General features: G+C 71.5%; 13 protein-coding genes. 6 read left to right on the top strand and 7 right to left on the bottom strand.

Annotation, left to right across the window (positions count from 1 at the left end; genetic code table 11):
- Positions 1-115 precede the first annotated feature (115 nt).
- A complete protein-coding gene (locus OHA72_RS50040; RefSeq protein ID WP_327003154.1) occupies positions 116-1,717 on the top strand; it encodes an IS1634 family transposase in 1,602 nt (533 codons plus the stop codon).
- Here the strand turns inward: OHA72_RS50040 and OHA72_RS50035 are convergent.
- Together OHA72_RS50035 and OHA72_RS50030 are read right to left on the bottom strand one after the other, a co-directional pair.
- On the bottom strand, positions 1,668-2,612 hold the full coding sequence (locus OHA72_RS50035) for an amidohydrolase family protein (RefSeq protein ID WP_327003153.1): 945 nt from the start codon (positions 2,610-2,612) through the stop codon (positions 1,668-1,670). The two genes, OHA72_RS50040 and OHA72_RS50035, sit on opposite strands and share 50 nt — an antisense overlap.
- Positions 2,609-3,571: an acetylxylan esterase gene (locus OHA72_RS50030; RefSeq protein WP_327003152.1), complete on the bottom strand. Its 963-nt coding sequence runs from the start codon at positions 3,569-3,571 to the stop codon at positions 2,609-2,611. The genes OHA72_RS50035 and OHA72_RS50030 overlap by 4 nt, the downstream gene beginning before the upstream one ends.
- A 131-nt stretch (positions 3,572-3,702) precedes the next feature.
- Here OHA72_RS50030 and OHA72_RS50025 point away from each other — a divergent pair, with 131 nt between their 5' ends.
- Positions 3,703-4,815 (top strand): C45 family autoproteolytic acyltransferase/hydrolase, encoded by a 1,113-nt coding sequence (locus OHA72_RS50025; RefSeq protein ID WP_327003151.1) that lies wholly within the window; start codon positions 3,703-3,705, stop codon positions 4,813-4,815.
- Between the two features lie 43 nt (positions 4,816-4,858).
- A complete protein-coding gene (locus tag OHA72_RS50020) occupies positions 4,859-5,536 on the top strand; it encodes a FadR/GntR family transcriptional regulator (RefSeq protein ID WP_327003150.1) in 678 nt (225 codons plus the stop codon).
- Positions 5,537-5,573: 37 nt separating this feature from the next.
- Here the strand turns inward: OHA72_RS50020 and OHA72_RS50015 are convergent, their stop codons facing one another.
- The 3 genes from OHA72_RS50015 to OHA72_RS50005 all read right to left on the bottom strand — a co-directional run bounded on the left by OHA72_RS50015 (position 5,574) and on the right by OHA72_RS50005 (position 7,457).
- On the bottom strand, positions 5,574-5,798 hold the full coding sequence (locus OHA72_RS50015; protein WP_327003149.1) for a hypothetical protein: 225 nt from the start codon (positions 5,796-5,798) through the stop codon (positions 5,574-5,576).
- Positions 5,799-5,973: 175 nt separating this feature from the next.
- On the bottom strand, positions 5,974-6,543 hold the full coding sequence (locus tag OHA72_RS50010) for a nuclear transport factor 2 family protein (protein WP_327003148.1): 570 nt from the start codon (positions 6,541-6,543) through the stop codon (positions 5,974-5,976).
- 26 nt (positions 6,544-6,569) lie between these two features.
- Positions 6,570-7,457, bottom strand: a complete 888-nt coding sequence (locus tag OHA72_RS50005; RefSeq protein ID WP_327003147.1) for an LLM class F420-dependent oxidoreductase — start codon at positions 7,455-7,457, stop codon at positions 6,570-6,572.
- A 210-nt stretch (positions 7,458-7,667) separates the two neighbouring features.
- On the opposite strand from OHA72_RS50005, the gene OHA72_RS50000 reads away from it, so the two are divergent.
- Positions 7,668-8,624, top strand: a complete 957-nt coding sequence (locus OHA72_RS50000) for a DUF5996 family protein (protein WP_327003146.1) — start codon at positions 7,668-7,670, stop codon at positions 8,622-8,624.
- Here the strand turns inward: OHA72_RS50000 and OHA72_RS49995 are convergent.
- Both OHA72_RS49995 and OHA72_RS49990 read right to left on the bottom strand, forming a co-directional pair.
- Entirely contained in the window at positions 8,614-9,804 is a 1,191-nt protein-coding gene (locus OHA72_RS49995) for a cytochrome P450 (protein ID WP_327003145.1), read from the bottom strand. The genes OHA72_RS50000 and OHA72_RS49995 overlap by 11 nt on opposite strands.
- Before the next feature lie 141 nt (positions 9,805-9,945).
- Positions 9,946-11,049 carry an ROK family transcriptional regulator gene (locus tag OHA72_RS49990; protein WP_327003144.1) on the bottom strand — a complete coding sequence of 368 codons (1,104 nt, stop codon included), beginning with the start codon at positions 11,047-11,049 and terminating at the stop codon, positions 9,946-9,948.
- Between the two features lie 376 nt (positions 11,050-11,425).
- Here OHA72_RS49990 and OHA72_RS65245 point away from each other — a divergent pair, with 376 nt between their 5' ends.
- Together OHA72_RS65245 and OHA72_RS49980 are read left to right on the top strand one after the other, a co-directional pair.
- A complete protein-coding gene (locus OHA72_RS65245; protein WP_442788416.1) occupies positions 11,426-13,849 on the top strand; it encodes a pectate lyase-like domain-containing protein in 2,424 nt (807 codons plus the stop codon).
- Between the two features lie 80 nt (positions 13,850-13,929).
- Positions 13,930-15,069, top strand: coding sequence for a WxL protein peptidoglycan domain-containing protein (locus OHA72_RS49980; RefSeq protein ID WP_327003143.1), 1,140 nt, complete (start codon positions 13,930-13,932; stop codon positions 15,067-15,069).
- The last annotated feature ends 9 nt before the right edge of the window (positions 15,070-15,078 follow it).

The following is a 15,078-nucleotide window of genomic DNA, read 5'->3' as shown; positions in this document are numbered from 1 at the left end:
CTGGTCAGGTTGGGTATCGGCCGGTCGCGAAGCGGCTTGAGAAGGTGAACATGTAGTAACACGACTCAGTATCTTGACCTTGTGCTAGCAGGTCAAGAATGGTTTGGTCGTAGGCATGTTCCTGCGGTTCACGTCGCGGACCAACGCCGACGGCGCGGTGGTGCGCTATGTCGCGCTGGCCCACAACCGGCGGGTGGACGGGCGGATCAAGCCGGACGTCCTGATGAGCCTGGGCCGCGTGGACCAGGTTGACGTGGCCGGGCTGCAGCGGCTGGCCGCGTCGATCGGCAAGCACTTCGGCGGTGACGAGCCGGCCGGTGCCGCGCCGGCGGGTGCGGCCGTCCAGGCCTCGTCGCTGGAGGTCGTCGACGTCCGGGCCGTCGGGGTCACCTGGCTGCTGCACGGGCTGTGGCACCGCCTCGACGTGGGCGCGGCCATCCGTGCGGCCACCGGCGCGCGGCGGTTCACCGCCAACCTGGAACGGGTGTTGTTCGCGCTGGTCGCCCACCGGGCGGTGGCCCCGATGAGCGGGCTGCCGGCCGCCGAATGGGTGCGCGAGGAGGCCGCCGTACCGGGACTGTCCACGATGGACGATGAGCACGCCTGCCGGGCGATGGATCTGCTCGTGGACGCGGACACGCAGGAGCGGGTGCAGGAGTCGCTGTTCCTCGCCGTGGCCGACCGGCCCGACCGGTTGTTCTTCGACACCATCCGGTTCGAGTGCGACGACGGGGAGCGGCTCGTCATCGGCCTGGCCGTGACCAGGGACGGCATCCCGGTCCGTTGCTGGTGCTGGCCGGGTGGCGCCGGTGACGACGCCGTCCCGGCCGAGGTCCGCGACGAGCTGGACCGGTATCCGGGCCTGGTCGTCACCGTGGTCGAGCGTGGCTTCTCCGGCGCGGACGACCTGGCCGGCCTGCGCCGCGCCTTCGGGCACTACATCGCCGGGATGCGCATGTGCGCCGGCAACCGCCTCGTCGCGGCGGTGTTGTCCCGCCCGGGCCGCTACCGGTACGTCCGCGACGATCTGCGCGTCCGGGAGGTCCGCCTCGACGGTCAGGACGCCCGGTTCGTCGTGTGCCACGACCCGGACCGGGCGCAGCGCGACCGCCGGCAGCGCGACGACGCGATCGCCTACGTCCAGGCCGAACTGACCCGGATCGCCGACCGGTGCGCCCGGGACGAGGCCGCCCGTGTGCGGGCCGAGTGCGCGCTACGCGACCACCCCACCCTCGGCCGCTGGCTGATCCGGCCACCCGCCGGGCGCCTGAAGGTGGACCTGGCGAAGGTCAAGGCCGAGGCCAGGCTCGACGGCAAGTACCTCATCGCCACCTCCGACCCGCACCTCAGCGCCGAAGACATCGCCTTGGGCTTCAGGAACCTCCTGGAAGCTCGTGACCTCAAGACCCAGCTGCTGCCCGGACCGGCGGCCGGCCGGTCGGGGCACCGCATCCGTGCGCACGTGCTGATCTGGTGGCTGGCCCTGCTGCTGACCCGAGTCGCCGAGCGCTGCAGTGGTCAAACGTGGCGGACCATCAACCGGCGGCTCGGGCGGGTGGCCCAGGTGACCCTCGCCGGTCCGTCCGGCCCCGTCACGCAGACCACGCCGCTGGGCCCCGAGCAGGCGGCCATCTACCGGGCGCTGTCCATCCAGCCGCCGGCGCGGGTCACCGCGTCCGCTCGCGGTCGCCGAGGAGTTCGCGGGCGTTCTCGCTGAGCACCGCCGAGCGACGCGTGTCGCCGAGGTACTCGCACAGGAGGGCGAAGCGCCCGGCCACCTCGTCGAGCGACGAGAACGGGAAGTCCGTGCCGAGCACCACCCGCGTGTCGTCGATGAAGGACAGCAGCGCGCCGAGGTCGGCGGCGGTGTGGGACAGGGCGGTGTCATAGCGGAACGCCGCCAGCGCGCGCAGGACGCCCTGCGAGGCGACGGCCGCGAGCTCCGGCATGCCCTCGGCCAGCACCATGCGCGGGGCGACGACCGGCATCGCGCCGCCGCAGTGCGAGAAGACCCACCGGATCCGCGGGAATCGGCGCGGCACGTCGGTGAGGAGCAGGTTCGTGATGAGTCGCGTCGAGTCGAAGAGGTACTCCAGGACCGACGGCCTGATGGGGATCTCGCCCTCGGGCCACCACGCGGGCAGCACCGGGTGCACGTGGACGAGCGCACCGCGGTCGTTCAGGGTCTCCAGCAGGCCGTCGAACTTGGGATGGCCGACGTACGACCCGGCGTAGCTGGTGAGCAGGCCGACGCCGGCGAACTCCGGCCGGTCGAACACCCGCTCGACCTCGGTGAGCGCGGCATCGACCGAGGGCAGCGGCAGGCAGGCGACGGCCGCGAACCGCCCGTCGCCGTCGCGGACCACCTCGGCCAGCTCGTCGTTGGTGTCCCGGCACAGGGCCGTGGTGAAGGTCTGATCGCCGAAGTAGAACCCGGGTGAGGCGACGGACAGGACGGCCAGGTCGATGCCCAGCCGGTCCATCATCCGGATCGAGTCCGCCGGCTCCCACACCGGGAACGGGGCGCCGGGCTGAGCCTGGATTCCCAGTGCCGTCAACCGGCTGACATAGGACGCCAACGGCGCGTGGTGGTGAAAGTCGACGATGGTCATGACACCAGCTCTCGGACGGCGCGAATGGTTCGCAAGAGGTCTTCGGGCCCGCCCGCCTCGTGGCCGTTGAACTGCCACACGGTCATCTCCTTGGGCCCGGCGTAGGCATTGTATGCAGCGAAAACGGTGGAAGGCGGGCTCACGACGTCGTGCAGGGCGACGCAGAACCGGCCGGGACAGGTGGCCCGCCGGGCGAAGGACACGGCGTCGAAATACGCAAGCGTCTCGAAGGCGCGCTCCACCGAACCGCGGTGGGCGGCCAGCCATTTGACGATCTCCCCGTGCGGACTGTGGTCCGTCACCTGTACCGCGCGCCGGAAGGCGGACAGGAACGGCACATGCGGCATCGCCAGCCGGACATCGTCGCGCAGGCCGGCGGCCACGAGCGCCAGGGCACCCCCCTGGCTGCGGCCCGTGACCGCGATCCGGTCGCGCGCTACGGCTTCGTGGGTCACCACGGCATCGACGAACCGGTACGCGTCGGTGAAGAGGCGGCGGTAGTAGTACCGCTCGGGGTCGAGGATGTCCCGGGTCATGAACCCCGGCACGGACGGGCCCGACCCGTGCGGGTCCGCGGTGTGGCCGGCGCGCAGGGCGCTGCCCTGGCCGCGGGAGTCCATGACGGCGTGCGCGAAGCCGGCACTGGCGTAGGCGAGCGACTCGACCGGGTGCCCGCGTCCGCTGCCGTAGCCCAGGTACTCCACCACGAGCGGCAGAGGGCCGGTTCGCTCGTGCGGCAGCAGCAGCCACCCCCGTACCTCGTCCCCGGCGTATCCGGCGAAGGTGACGTCGTACACGTCGACGGTCCGGACCAGGGCGTCGACCGGCTCGAACCGCGGATCGAGGGGATGGGCGCCCTGCTCGTGCAGGGTGCGGCTCCAGAAGGCGTCGAAGTCCCCGGGCTCGGGGTGCGGGTACTCGTACCGCACCAGTTGATCGAGGGGAAGGTCCACCTGCATTGCGCGACTCCTGTCCGACAGTCCGACAGGAGTCTACGCAGTGACGGTCCCGCCGGGGAAGGACAACTTGTCATGCAACCTGATAGCCTGCTAGGCAGGCGAGACCAGGAGCTACAGGTGGAGGTGCGGGCATGGCGCGGACAGTCGCCTCCGGGTACGACGTCGTTGCCGTCGCGGGCGACCCGGAAGAGCGGGGATACCAGTACGGCCTCGCCGCGAAGACCCGGATCGAGCACGCGTTGCGGACCTACGCCGGCGTGTTCATGCACTACGCGTCGTGGGACTGGGAAACCGTGCGCCGACATGGACTCCGGTTCGCCGGTCCCATCGAGGACTTCTCGCCGGCGTCCGCCCGGGAGATCCGGGCGATCGCCCGAGGTGCCGGCGTCGAGGTGGCCGACATCCTGGCCCTGAACACCCGCAGCGAGATCATGTTCGCCGCTCCCGGACGGGCCCGAGCGGTGGCGTCCACCGAGTGCACGTCGTTCGCGCTGACCCCCGGGCGCACGACCTCCGGCACCACGCTGATGGGCCAGAACTGGGACTGGATCGAGGGTGCCCGGCAGACCGCGATCGTGCTGCAGGTGCGCCGGGACGACGGCCCGGACTTCGTCACGGTGGTCGAGGCCGGGATGCTGGCGAAGGTCGGGGTCAACTCCAGCGGGGTCGGCCTGTGCACCAACACCCTCATCTCCGACGGGGACGAGGGCCGGTTCGGCGTGCCGTACCACGTGCTGCTGCGATCGGTGCTCGACAGCGACAGCGGTGCGGAGGCCGCCGAGCGGATCCAATCCACGTCGCGGGCGAACTCCGCGAACTATCTCATCGCCGACGCGGGCGGGTTCTGCGCCGACATCGAGACAGGACCGGGCGACGGCCCGTGCGGCGTGATCACTCCCGTCGACGGTGCGGTCACGCACGCCAACCACTTCCTGGTCGACGGTCTCACGGGGGTGGACCGCTACCTCGAGCGCAAGGCGCACACGCGCAACCGGCTGCACCACCTGACCGCGCGGGTGCAGCAACATGACGCGCACACGATCGAGAGCCTGCAGGCGGCCCTCGCCGATCACGCGGATGCGCCGTACAGCGTGTGCCAGCACCCGGACGCGGCCCAGCCGGTCGCCGAGCGCACCTGCACCATCGCGGGGATCGTGATGGATCTGTCGGCCCGCACGCTGGTGCACGCCGCCGGCAGCCCGTGCGAGTCGGCCTGGTCGGTGCCGGTGGGCATCGATGCCTAGTTCTGACCGGACGGCTGCCCGACAGGCTGTTAACCTGGCAGCCGTGAAGGTGATCCCCGTCGCGCAGCGCACTGCCGCGGAACACGTGCGATCGCAACTCGTCGAACTCATCGAGTCGGGCGAGTTCGCGGTGGGTCAGCGGCTGCCCTCCGAGGCCGAGCTGTCCAAGTCGTTCGCGGTCAGCCGTTCGGTGATCCGTGAGGCGCTGCACAGCGTGAACGCGCTCGGCCTCACCCGTTCGTATGCCGGCAAGGGCACCTTCGTCGACGCGCAGTTCGCGCCGTCCCAACTGCTGACCGGCAAGTACCTTCCGCGGGACCTGCACGAGGTCCGCCGGACACTGGAGGTGCCCCTCGCGGCCCTCGCGGCCGAGCGCCGTTCGCGGGCCGACCTCAAGACGATGACCGCGCTGCTGGTGCGGTTCCGTGAGGAGCAGGACCCCACCATCCGGGTCGGCATCGATGCCGACTTCCACGTGGCCATCGCCACCGCGACCGCCAACCCGCTGTTTCCCCGGCTGGTCTCGGAGCTGCGTTCGGTCCTGCAGGAGCAGGCCATCGCCGCGGCCGCTGTGCCGGGCCGGGCGGTCCAGGCGGCCGACGAGCATGACGCCATCCTCGCCGCCATCTCGGAGCGCGACGCCAACGGGGCGGCCAATGCGATGAAGCTGCACCTGGCCGCCGTTGAGGACACCGTGACCGGGCCCGGACGCCGCAAGTAGCAGCGCGGCCGCCCGGGGACGTCGCCTGGCCGCATGGTCAGGCGGCCGCGCCGGCGAGCGCGGGCGTCATGGCGCGGGCGCACAGCTCACGCGCCCACCGGATCCGGCCCAGCGCGACCTCGGGACGGTCGCCGAACACCTCCGCGGCCCGGGCGTAGCACTCGTCCGGCCCGAGCTGCTCGAGCGTGCGGTGCACGGTCTCGCGAATGGTGGCGTCGTCGAGGTCGCCGTATGCCGACGCGTCGGAGACGAACAATGCCATGCTCAGCATCGGCTCAAGCGGGCAAGTCGCCATGGGAATCACCTGTTCAAGGGGGTGTGGAATGTTTTTCTACATCCAGGTTCTCTCGTACAGTTGTGGGACAGCCTCGGCGCCAGCGGGACTCTCCGACTACGGTTAACACCACCCGCTCATACCTGCTGGCAGGTATACCGCCTCACCCCTCACCGGGCCGTGCCGCATCCCGATCCGGCCGATCCGGCACCTGGCCCTGCGGAGGCGGCAGAACACCACCCGGCCGCTCGCCGACCGCCGCTCCGAACAGGTCCCGAGCCTCGGCGCCGCCGTCGAGCTGGCGGTTGACCCTGTGGGTGACCCGCCAGCCGTGCGCGGTGCGGACGAACTCCCAGCGGTTGGCGCCCGTGCGCCAGATCCGGAAGCTGCCGGTCGCCTCGTCGCGAAGCACCAGCTGCGAATAGGTGGTGGCGACGGCCCGGTCGCCGTCCACCTCCAGGTGCGGCAGGCCCTGCAGGTGGGCGGCGCCGGCGTGGATCAACCGCTGGTGCAGTTCGCCGGTCACCATGTCCGCGATGGCCGCGTGGCCGTGCAGCACCGCCGGATAGGTGTCGTAGACGCCGTCGTCGGTCCACAGGCGCGCGGTCGGGTCCGCCGAACCGCTGTCCACGGCGGGACCGTACGTGGCGAGGATCTGCATGAGGGCCAGCCGGTCCTCGAGGTCCCTCACGCGGCGCTGCAGCTCGGCGATCGCCCGGTCATGTTCCGGCATGCCGTACCTCCTCAACGGTGACGGTGTCAGGCGGTGGCGGCCGGCTCGTCGGCGGCCGACCATGCCGCCTGCGCGAAGAGTTGCCGGAAGGCCGCCAGCTGTTCGACGCAGTGCTCCGCGCTGCGATGGCGCAGGACGATGTTCATCATCGTGGCTCCGGCCGCCTGCAACTGCTCGACGTGGCGGCGTGCGCCGTCCGGGTCCGCGATCGGGTCCAGCGGCGGCGGCGTGAGGATCACGTCGAAGCCCTCCGGTCGCTCGACCGCGGCCAGCATGGTGGTGATCTGCTCGGGCGGCAGGCCGAACGGCACCCAGGCGTCGCCGAGCTCGACGGCCCGCCGCAGCGAGCGGCGGGTGTATCCGCCGATCCACAGCGGTACCCGGCGCCGGGGTGCGTGCGGATCGATGAGGAAGTCCCGGAACCGGTAGTGGGTGCCCTCGTACTCGGGCAGTGGCTGTCCCCAGGCGGCGCGAAGCGCCCGGATCGCGTCGTCGGCGGCGGCGCCGCGGCCGTCGAAGTCGGCCCCGAGGAGGGCGAACTCCTCTTTCAGGCTGCCCACCCCGAGTCCGAGGACCACCCTGCCGCCGCTGAGCAGGTCGAGGGTCCCGTAGCGCTTGGCGATCTCCAGCGGATGGTGGTAGCCGAGCACGAGGACGTGCGTGGCCAGCCGGATGCCCGTCGTGTGCGCCGCGAGAAAGCCCAGGGTGGCCAGCGGGTCCCAGTAGGTGCCACCGGCCCGCGCGGCGATCCTGGCCGGCACGCCGACGTGCTCGCTGCAGGTGAGGTGGTGGTAGCCGAGCCGGTCCGCCGCCTCGGCGACCCGGACGAGCTCGGCCGGGCCCGCGCCGGTCTCCCAGGCGCTGAACTGGCCGGGCGGCCGGAAGACGACGGGACTGACCATGCCGAAGCGCATGACCTACCGTACCAAGCGCTTGCTTGGGACGGTAGGCGGCGGTCGTGCGGACGTGCCGCCCGGTCGGCCGTCGGCGCGCCGGCCACGGTGCAGCGGATCGACGCCACGTCCGGACCGGCATGATCGGATTCGAGCCGGGCAGCACAACCTGGACATGACACGTGCTGAGCACGCCGTCCCGGCTCGGGGCGGTGACCTTGGGGGCGGAAGATGACCAACCAGGAACAGCGCTGGCCGGCGCTGCCGGTCGAGGCGTGGGAACCCACCTACGACACGCTGCACATGTACGCCCAGATCGCCGGAAAGGTGTCGCTGGCGTTGCGACCGATGGCGAACCACTGGTGGCAGGTCGCCCTGGAACTGTCTGCCCGGGGTCTGCAGACGGCGGCGATCCCGTACGGTGCCCGTACCTTCCAGATGGAGCTCGACCTGCTCGAACACCAGCTCAGCATCGAGACCAGCGACGGGCAGCGGCGCGCCGTCCCGTTCGGCCTGCCGGTCTGCGACTTCTACGCCGACACCATGGCGGCGCTCAGCGACCTCGGGCTGTTCGTGCCGATCTGGCCGCAGCCGGTCGAGGTGCCGGACCCGATCCCGTTCGAGCGGGACGACCGGCACGCCACCTACGACGGCGCCCAGGCCGAGCGCTACTGGCACGTGCTGTGCCAGGTCGAGGCGATCCTCGCCGAGTTCCGGGCCCGCTTCACCGGCAAGGCCAGCCCGGTCCAGTTCTACTGGGGCTCCTTTGATCTGGCCACCACGCGGTACTCGGGCCGGCCCGCGGGCCCGCCGCCGGACGCCGACACGATCACCCGGTTCAGCTACACCGCCGAGCAGAGCACGGTGGGCTTCTGGCCCGGTGGGACCTGGCTCAACGGCGAACGCGTCGAGCAGCCGGTCTTCTTCGCCTACAACTATCCGGCGCCGCAGGGGATCCAGGACCAGCCGATCGCCCCGGCCGCGGCGCGTTTCGACGCCGGCCTCGGCGAGTTCGTCCTCAGCTACGACGACGTCCGGAGCTCGGCCGATCCGCGCCAGGCGATCCTGGACTTCGCCCAGAGCACGTACGAGGCCGGGGCGCAGCTGCAGCACTGGCCACGCGAGGCGCTCGAATGGACGCCGCCCGTGCCGCCGAGCCATCGCCGGGCGTTGCTGCTCACCCCGTGACCGCCAGGGGCAGCCTGGTGGGACTGATCATCACCCACGGGTTGCGGAACGCGATCGGCGCGCTTGCATCGACGGTGATGTCGCGGTACCGATCCAGCAGGATCTCCATCGCGATCTTCGTCTCCAGACGGGCCAGGGGCGCGCCGACGCAGAAATGGATCCCGTGTCCGAAGGTGAGGTGAGGGTTGGGGGACCGGTGGACGTCGAACCGATCGGGCTCGGCGAAGACCCGCTCGTCTCGGTTGGCGGCCGCGAGCCAGGCCACGACGACGGCGCCGGCCGGGATGGCGGCCTCGCCGACGGTGACGGCGGCGGTCGCCCGCCGGGCCAGCCGCGGGAAGGGTGTGCGCAGGCGCAGCACCTCCTCGATCGCGGCGGGCAGCAGCGCCGGGTCGGCCCGCACCTCGGCCGCGGCGTCCGGATGGGCCTCGAAGCAGAGCACCGTGTTGCCCAGCGTCGCCGTCGTCGTGACGTGTCCGGCGAGCAGCAGCAGGCCGACGAACCCGATGATCTCCTCGTCGGTCAGGCGTTCGCCGTCGCCCTCGGCCGCCACGAGCCTGCTGGTCAGGTCGTCGGCGGGTGAGGCCCGGCGGGACCGGATGTGCGCCAGCAGGTAGGCGTTCATCTCGTGCATCACCGGCGCCAGAGCGTCCAGCGCGGCATCGTCCATCATCCGGACCAGCGACTCGTCGGGGCCGGCGTCCGAGCGCTCGAACAGGGCGTCGGCCCACCGCCGGAACACCGGGCGGTCGGACGCCGGGATGCCGAGCAGCTCGGCGATCACGATCACCGGCAGCGGGTACGCAAGGTCGTCGATCAGATCGAACCGGCGCTCACCGGCCTGCGCGTCGAGCAGCCCGGTGGTGACCTCCTCGATGCGGGGAGCCAGACCCGCCACCACTTTCGGGGTGAACGCCTGGCTCACCAACCTCCGCAGCTTGTCGTGCCGCGGCGGGTCCATCCGGACGAAGTTGCCGCGCTGGAACAGGTCCATGTCCTCCTGCCTGGGCAGCAGATCGCTGAGATCGGAGGAGAAGGTGGCCGGGTCCGTGAGGACCGCCGCGGCTTCGGGATGTCCGAGCACGGCCCAGGACTGCTGCCTGTCGTCGTAGTGCACCTGACCGTCGCGGCGCGACCGTTCCAGCCACTCGTAGAGGTCCGGCAGCGGGGGAGCTGTCATCGGGGAGCCTCCGATCGGGTCCGGGGTACGCGGGCCTACCCGCCCGCCGGACCCCCAAACCGGACCGCCGCCGGGCGGGGTGCATCCGGGCCTCCGTCGCCTCGAAGCGTGTCCGGCTCGCGGCCGCGAAACCCTGCCGCGTCAGGCCGGCAGCGCTGTGGCCCGGAGCCGCCTGTTGCGTGACTCCGGGCTCAGCTGGAACGCGCCCGCCCAGGCCTCCTGCGTCGCCCGGTCGAAGGCGCCCCACAAGGGTGACCGCAGGCCGAGCCGCGCGGCGGTGAAGGCGACCCTGCGGGACGGTTCGTGGCGCAGATAGGAGTCGCTGACGCTGTCGACGAACCCGGGATCGCAGCCGCCCAGTGCGCCGCCGAGCACGACCAGGTCGGGGTCGACGAAGCTGGAGACCTGGGCCAGCACGGTGCCGACCGCCCGGCCGGCGGCACGGACGCTGGAGGTGTCGCCGGCGCCGGCCGCGCTGACGAGGGCGTCCAGGCAGCCGGTGCGCCCGCACCGGCAACGCAGCCGGCAGCCGGGCACGGGCACGTGGCCGATCTCGCCGCTGATGCCGTGCGTACCGCTGAAGATCTGCCCGTTGATGACCAGGCCGCCGCCGACCCCGTCACCGGCGCTGACGTAGATGAGGCTCCGCACGCCGGGGTCGGCGACCTGGACGAACTCGCCCCACGCGGCCAGGTCTGAGCTGTTGTCGACGATTACGGCGATCGCGTTGGGCAGGCCGAGCAGGTCGCCGGGGCGCACACCGTCCCAGCCCGGGACGCTGCCGATGGGCTGGACGGTGGAGTCGACGACCGGGAACGGCACGCTGACCCCCAGGGCCCGCAGATCCGAGCGGCGCCCCGCGTGGCGTCCCACCGCGTCGGCGAGCATGGTCTGGGCGAGCGCCAGGGCCTCCTGGGCCGAGCGGTCGACCCGCCACGCGACGCGCTCCTCGTCGACGACGTTGTGGTGCATGCCGCCCAGGGCCACCGCGACGTGCCGGTGGCCCAGGTCGATCGCGCCGACCCAGCCGGGGTGCGGGACGAGTCGCAGCTGGGTCGAGGGGCGTCCGCGTCGCTCTTCGCGGTCGGTGACGTGCTCGGACAGCAGGCCCTCGGCGACCAGCTCCGCGACCGTCTGGGCCACGGCGCTGCGGGACAGGCCGATGAGCCGGGACAGGTCGCGCCGAGTGCGGGCCCGACCGCGATGTACCAGCTCCAGAACCGTGCGCCGGGTGGTGGACTGCATGCGCGACTCCTCGACCTGGGCGCCGTGGACACGAAGGCATTGGCCCGCCGCCTTTTGTCGCGACGTGGAAGAAGTTTGTGCGCCGATGGGCCGGCAGGCAATGGGTCGAAGGTTCCTTGCGTTCGCGGCGTGAGCAAGATCCATGACCCATGTGCCGTCATGGGCGGAAAACGCGGGAAACGTCATCGTATGAGCGGCCGGTGGCCGTACCGGATCGCTTTCGTCCTGCCGGTGGACGAAATGTGGTCCTACCGTCAACGCCGCGACACTTCGGCTCCCGCCGTTCCGACGTGCCAGTGCCGCACACCCAACCCGTCGTGGACTTTCGTCGCCGCTCGGAGCCGGCGAGGAGAGCGCTCTCAAGGGAGACAAGCACGTGACCCGACACAGACGTCTACCCGTTTCCCGAGCCAGGCCCAGCTGGCGTACCACCACCGCAGGACTCGCGGCGATCGTGTTGTCGGCGGCCGGCTCGGCGCTGCTGGCGCTGCCCGCCGGCGCGGATCCCGGCGACCCGGACTTCGGCCCCAACGTGACGATTCTCGACCCGAGCATGTCGGCCGACGCGATCAACGCGATCCTGGCGGCGGCGTCGGGGGAGTCGGAGTTCAGCACCGCCCGGAAGGCGATCTTCTTCAAGCCGGGCACCTACGGGTCCGCCGCCGGAGCGGCGAACCCCGCCACGGCCACCGGCATCGTCCTGGGCAAGGTGGGCTACTACGAGACGGTCGCGGGCCTCGGCGCGCTGCCGGGCGACGTGCTGATCAACGGCGCGTTGCACGTGGAGCCGGTCCACGGCGCCGAGACCGATCCATGGAACCACCAGTCGCCGGGGTCGCTGACCCAGTTCTGGCGGTCGATGAGCAACCTTGCGATCAACCCGATCCAGCGGCCGACCGACCCGAACGCGCCGAGCATCGACCCGGCGCGCGCCGATCCGCATCAGCTGCGGTGGGCGGTGTCGCAGGCGGCGCCGATGCGCCGCGTCGACATCCAGGGCAACCTGACGCTCATGGGCCGGTACGGCGAGTACGCCAGCGGCGGGTTCCTCGCCGACTCGAGGGTCTCCGGCACGATCGTCTCCGGGTCCCAGCAGCAGTGGTACACCCGGGACAGCACGATCGGCACCTGGAACGGCGGTGTCTGGAACATGGTCTTCTCGGGTGTGCAGGGCGCCCCCGCGCAGGACTTCCCGGACAGCCCCTCCGGCGACACCGCGCACAGCAAGTTCACGACCCTGAACGCGACGCCGATGTCCCGGGAGGCCCCGTTCCTGACCTGGAACGAGACCAACGGGTATGCCGTGTTCGTCCCCAACGCCCGTCCCAACGCCTCGGGCGCACCGTGGCAGAGCGGCACCGACAGCGGTACGTCACTGCCGATCGCCTCGTTCTACCTCGCCAAGCCGTCGGACTCGGCGGCGACGATCAACGCTCAGCTCCAGGCGGGCAAGAACCTGATCCTCACCCCGGGGGTCTACAGCCTCGATCAGGCGATCGACGTCACCCGTGCCGGGACGGTCGTCCTGGGCCTGGGCATGACGACCCTGTCGCCGTCGGCCGGCAACGCGGCCATCACCGTCGGGGACGTGACGGGCGTGAAGCTCGCCGGCATCACCGTCGACGCCGGCGCGGTCAAGTCCGCGGTGCTGGTCCGGGTCGGCCCCGCGAACGCCACCCACTCCGACGCCGCCGACCCGACGACCCTGTCGGACGTCTTCATCCGGGTGGGTGGTCCGCAGGCCGGCAGCATCGACACCGCGATCGAGGTGAACTCCGACAACGTGCTCCTGGACGACATCTGGTCCTGGCGCGCGGACCACGGCGCGGGCGCGGCCTGGGGGACCAACACCGCCAAGCACGGGCTCGTCGTCAACGGTGACAACGTGACGGCAACCGGTCTGTTCGTCGAGCACTACCAGCAGCACCAGGTGATCTGGAACGGCAACGGCGGCACCACCGTGTTCTACCAGAGCGAGACGCCCTACGACCCGCCGAGCCAGGACGCCTGGATGGACGGGACGAAGAAGGGGTACGCCTCGTACAAGGTCGGGGCGGGCGTCACCAGCCACCAGGCGTACGGCCTCGGCATCTACTCCTTCTTCAACCAGGGCGTGGACGTCCGTCTCGACTCCGCCATCGAGGCACCGAAGTGGAGCACCGTGCAGTTCCACGACTCGGTGGCACGGTTCCTCAACGGGAGCGGCGGGATCAACAACGTGATCAACGACGCCGGAGGTCCGGTTGCGCAGGGCAACGACGCCGCGGCGACGAAGTACCTGCGGTCGTACCCGCCCGCCGGCACCGCCGACCCGCCGCCCTCGACCGGGGGCGACGACCAGCAGACGATCACGGCGACGATCCTCGAGGCGCCGGGCGAGTTCTCCTGGACGATCGACGCCACGGACCACTCGGTGACGTTGTCGAACGCGGCGAACATGGGCTCGTTCCTGCAGTCGACCGGTCAGCTCAAGCCGGTCACGGTGACCGACACCCGGGCCGGTGGCCCGGCGTGGTCGCTGTCCGGGCAGGTGGGTGACTTCACCGGCGGGCTGTCAGGGAAGTACCTCGGCTGGACGCCGTCCGTCGTCGTCGCCGGTGCGGGCGCCGTAGCAGGTGGCGCCGTGGCATCCGGGTTCGACTCGGGGAACGGGCTGGCCGACGCGTCGGTCCTCGGTTCGGCCATCGACGGCCACGGCAAGGGCACCGCCACCCTCGGCGGCGGCCTCGATCTGCGGGTGCCCGCGGAGACGGCGGCCGGGACCTACACCACGACGCTGACGCTGACCGCGCTCAGCTAGCCACACCGCGACGTCGCAGTGCCCCGGGACACACGCCCGGGGCACTGCGGCCCGATCGCCCGCCCGCACCGGAGGTACCGATGAACAAGTGGGCACTCGAGCCCGTCCGGACGGTTCTCGTCGCGGTTGTCCTCGCCGCGGCGGTGCCGCTCGTGACCTTCGCGGCGCCGGCCGGCGCCACCCCCGTGCCGCAGCCGTCGCATGCGCCCGGCGCCGCGGCGACGCCGTTCGCGCAAGCCAGGCTCGAGGACCAGGTGTCCTGGGGCGTCGCCCCGGCGCAGAACGCGCTCGGGTCCGGCCGGGCGCACTTCGACTACACCGCCGACCCCGCCGGGAAGATCACCGACGGGCTGACGCTGGTGAACCACAGCACCAGACCCATCACGCTGCGCGTCTACGCCAGCGACGCGTTCACCACCCACAACGGCGGCATCGACGTGCTGCCGTCCGGGGCGAAGTCGACCGACGTCGGCGCCTGGATCACCGTGGGCATGGACACCGTCACCATCGAAGCCGGTAAGTCGGTCACCGTTGCGTTCACGCTGACGGTACCGGCGAACGCGACGCCCGGCGACCACTCCGGCGGACTGGTCACGTCGCTGGTCGACACCGCGGCCGCCGGCGGCGTCCGCGTCGAGCACCGGCTCGGCTCACGGGTGTACCTGCGGGTCGGCGGCCGGCTCAATCCGGCGCTCGCGGTCACCGACGTGCACGCCGACTACAGCGGCAGCGTCAACCCGGTCGGCACCGGCGGCGTCCGGATCACCTACACCGTCAGGAACACCGGGAACGTCCGCCTGTCGGCGCGCCAGCACATCACGGTCGCCGGACCGGGGGGCATGCTTTCCCGCAGTACCGCCGCCGCAGACCTGCCGGAGATCCTGCCGGGCAACTCGGTGACCAGCACCGTGACGGTGCAGCGCGTGTGGCCGGCAACCCGGATGACCGCGCGGATCGGCCTGACGCCGGTGGCCGGCGCCGGTATCCCCGCCGTGAGCACCGGCCCGGTGTCAGGATCGGCCTCGCTGTGGGCCACCCCGTGGGGCCAGTTGCTGGTGCTCCTGGTCCTGGTCGCGGCCGTGGCCGGGTTCGTCGTGGTGCGGCGCCGGCAGCGGCGCCGGGTCGCCGATGCCATCTCCACCGCCGTCGCCGCCGCGCTGAGCCGGTCCGCGGCGCAGGCGAAGACGGGGAAGGAGGCGGAAAGGCTCGAATCACGCTGACCTGTTTGC

Origin of the sequence: Dactylosporangium sp. NBC_01737, assembly GCF_035963215.1 — a bacterium.
In the GTDB taxonomy this organism is placed as follows: domain Bacteria; phylum Actinomycetota; class Actinomycetes; order Mycobacteriales; family Micromonosporaceae; genus Dactylosporangium.
This window is presented reverse-complemented; position numbering and strand designations above follow the sequence as displayed.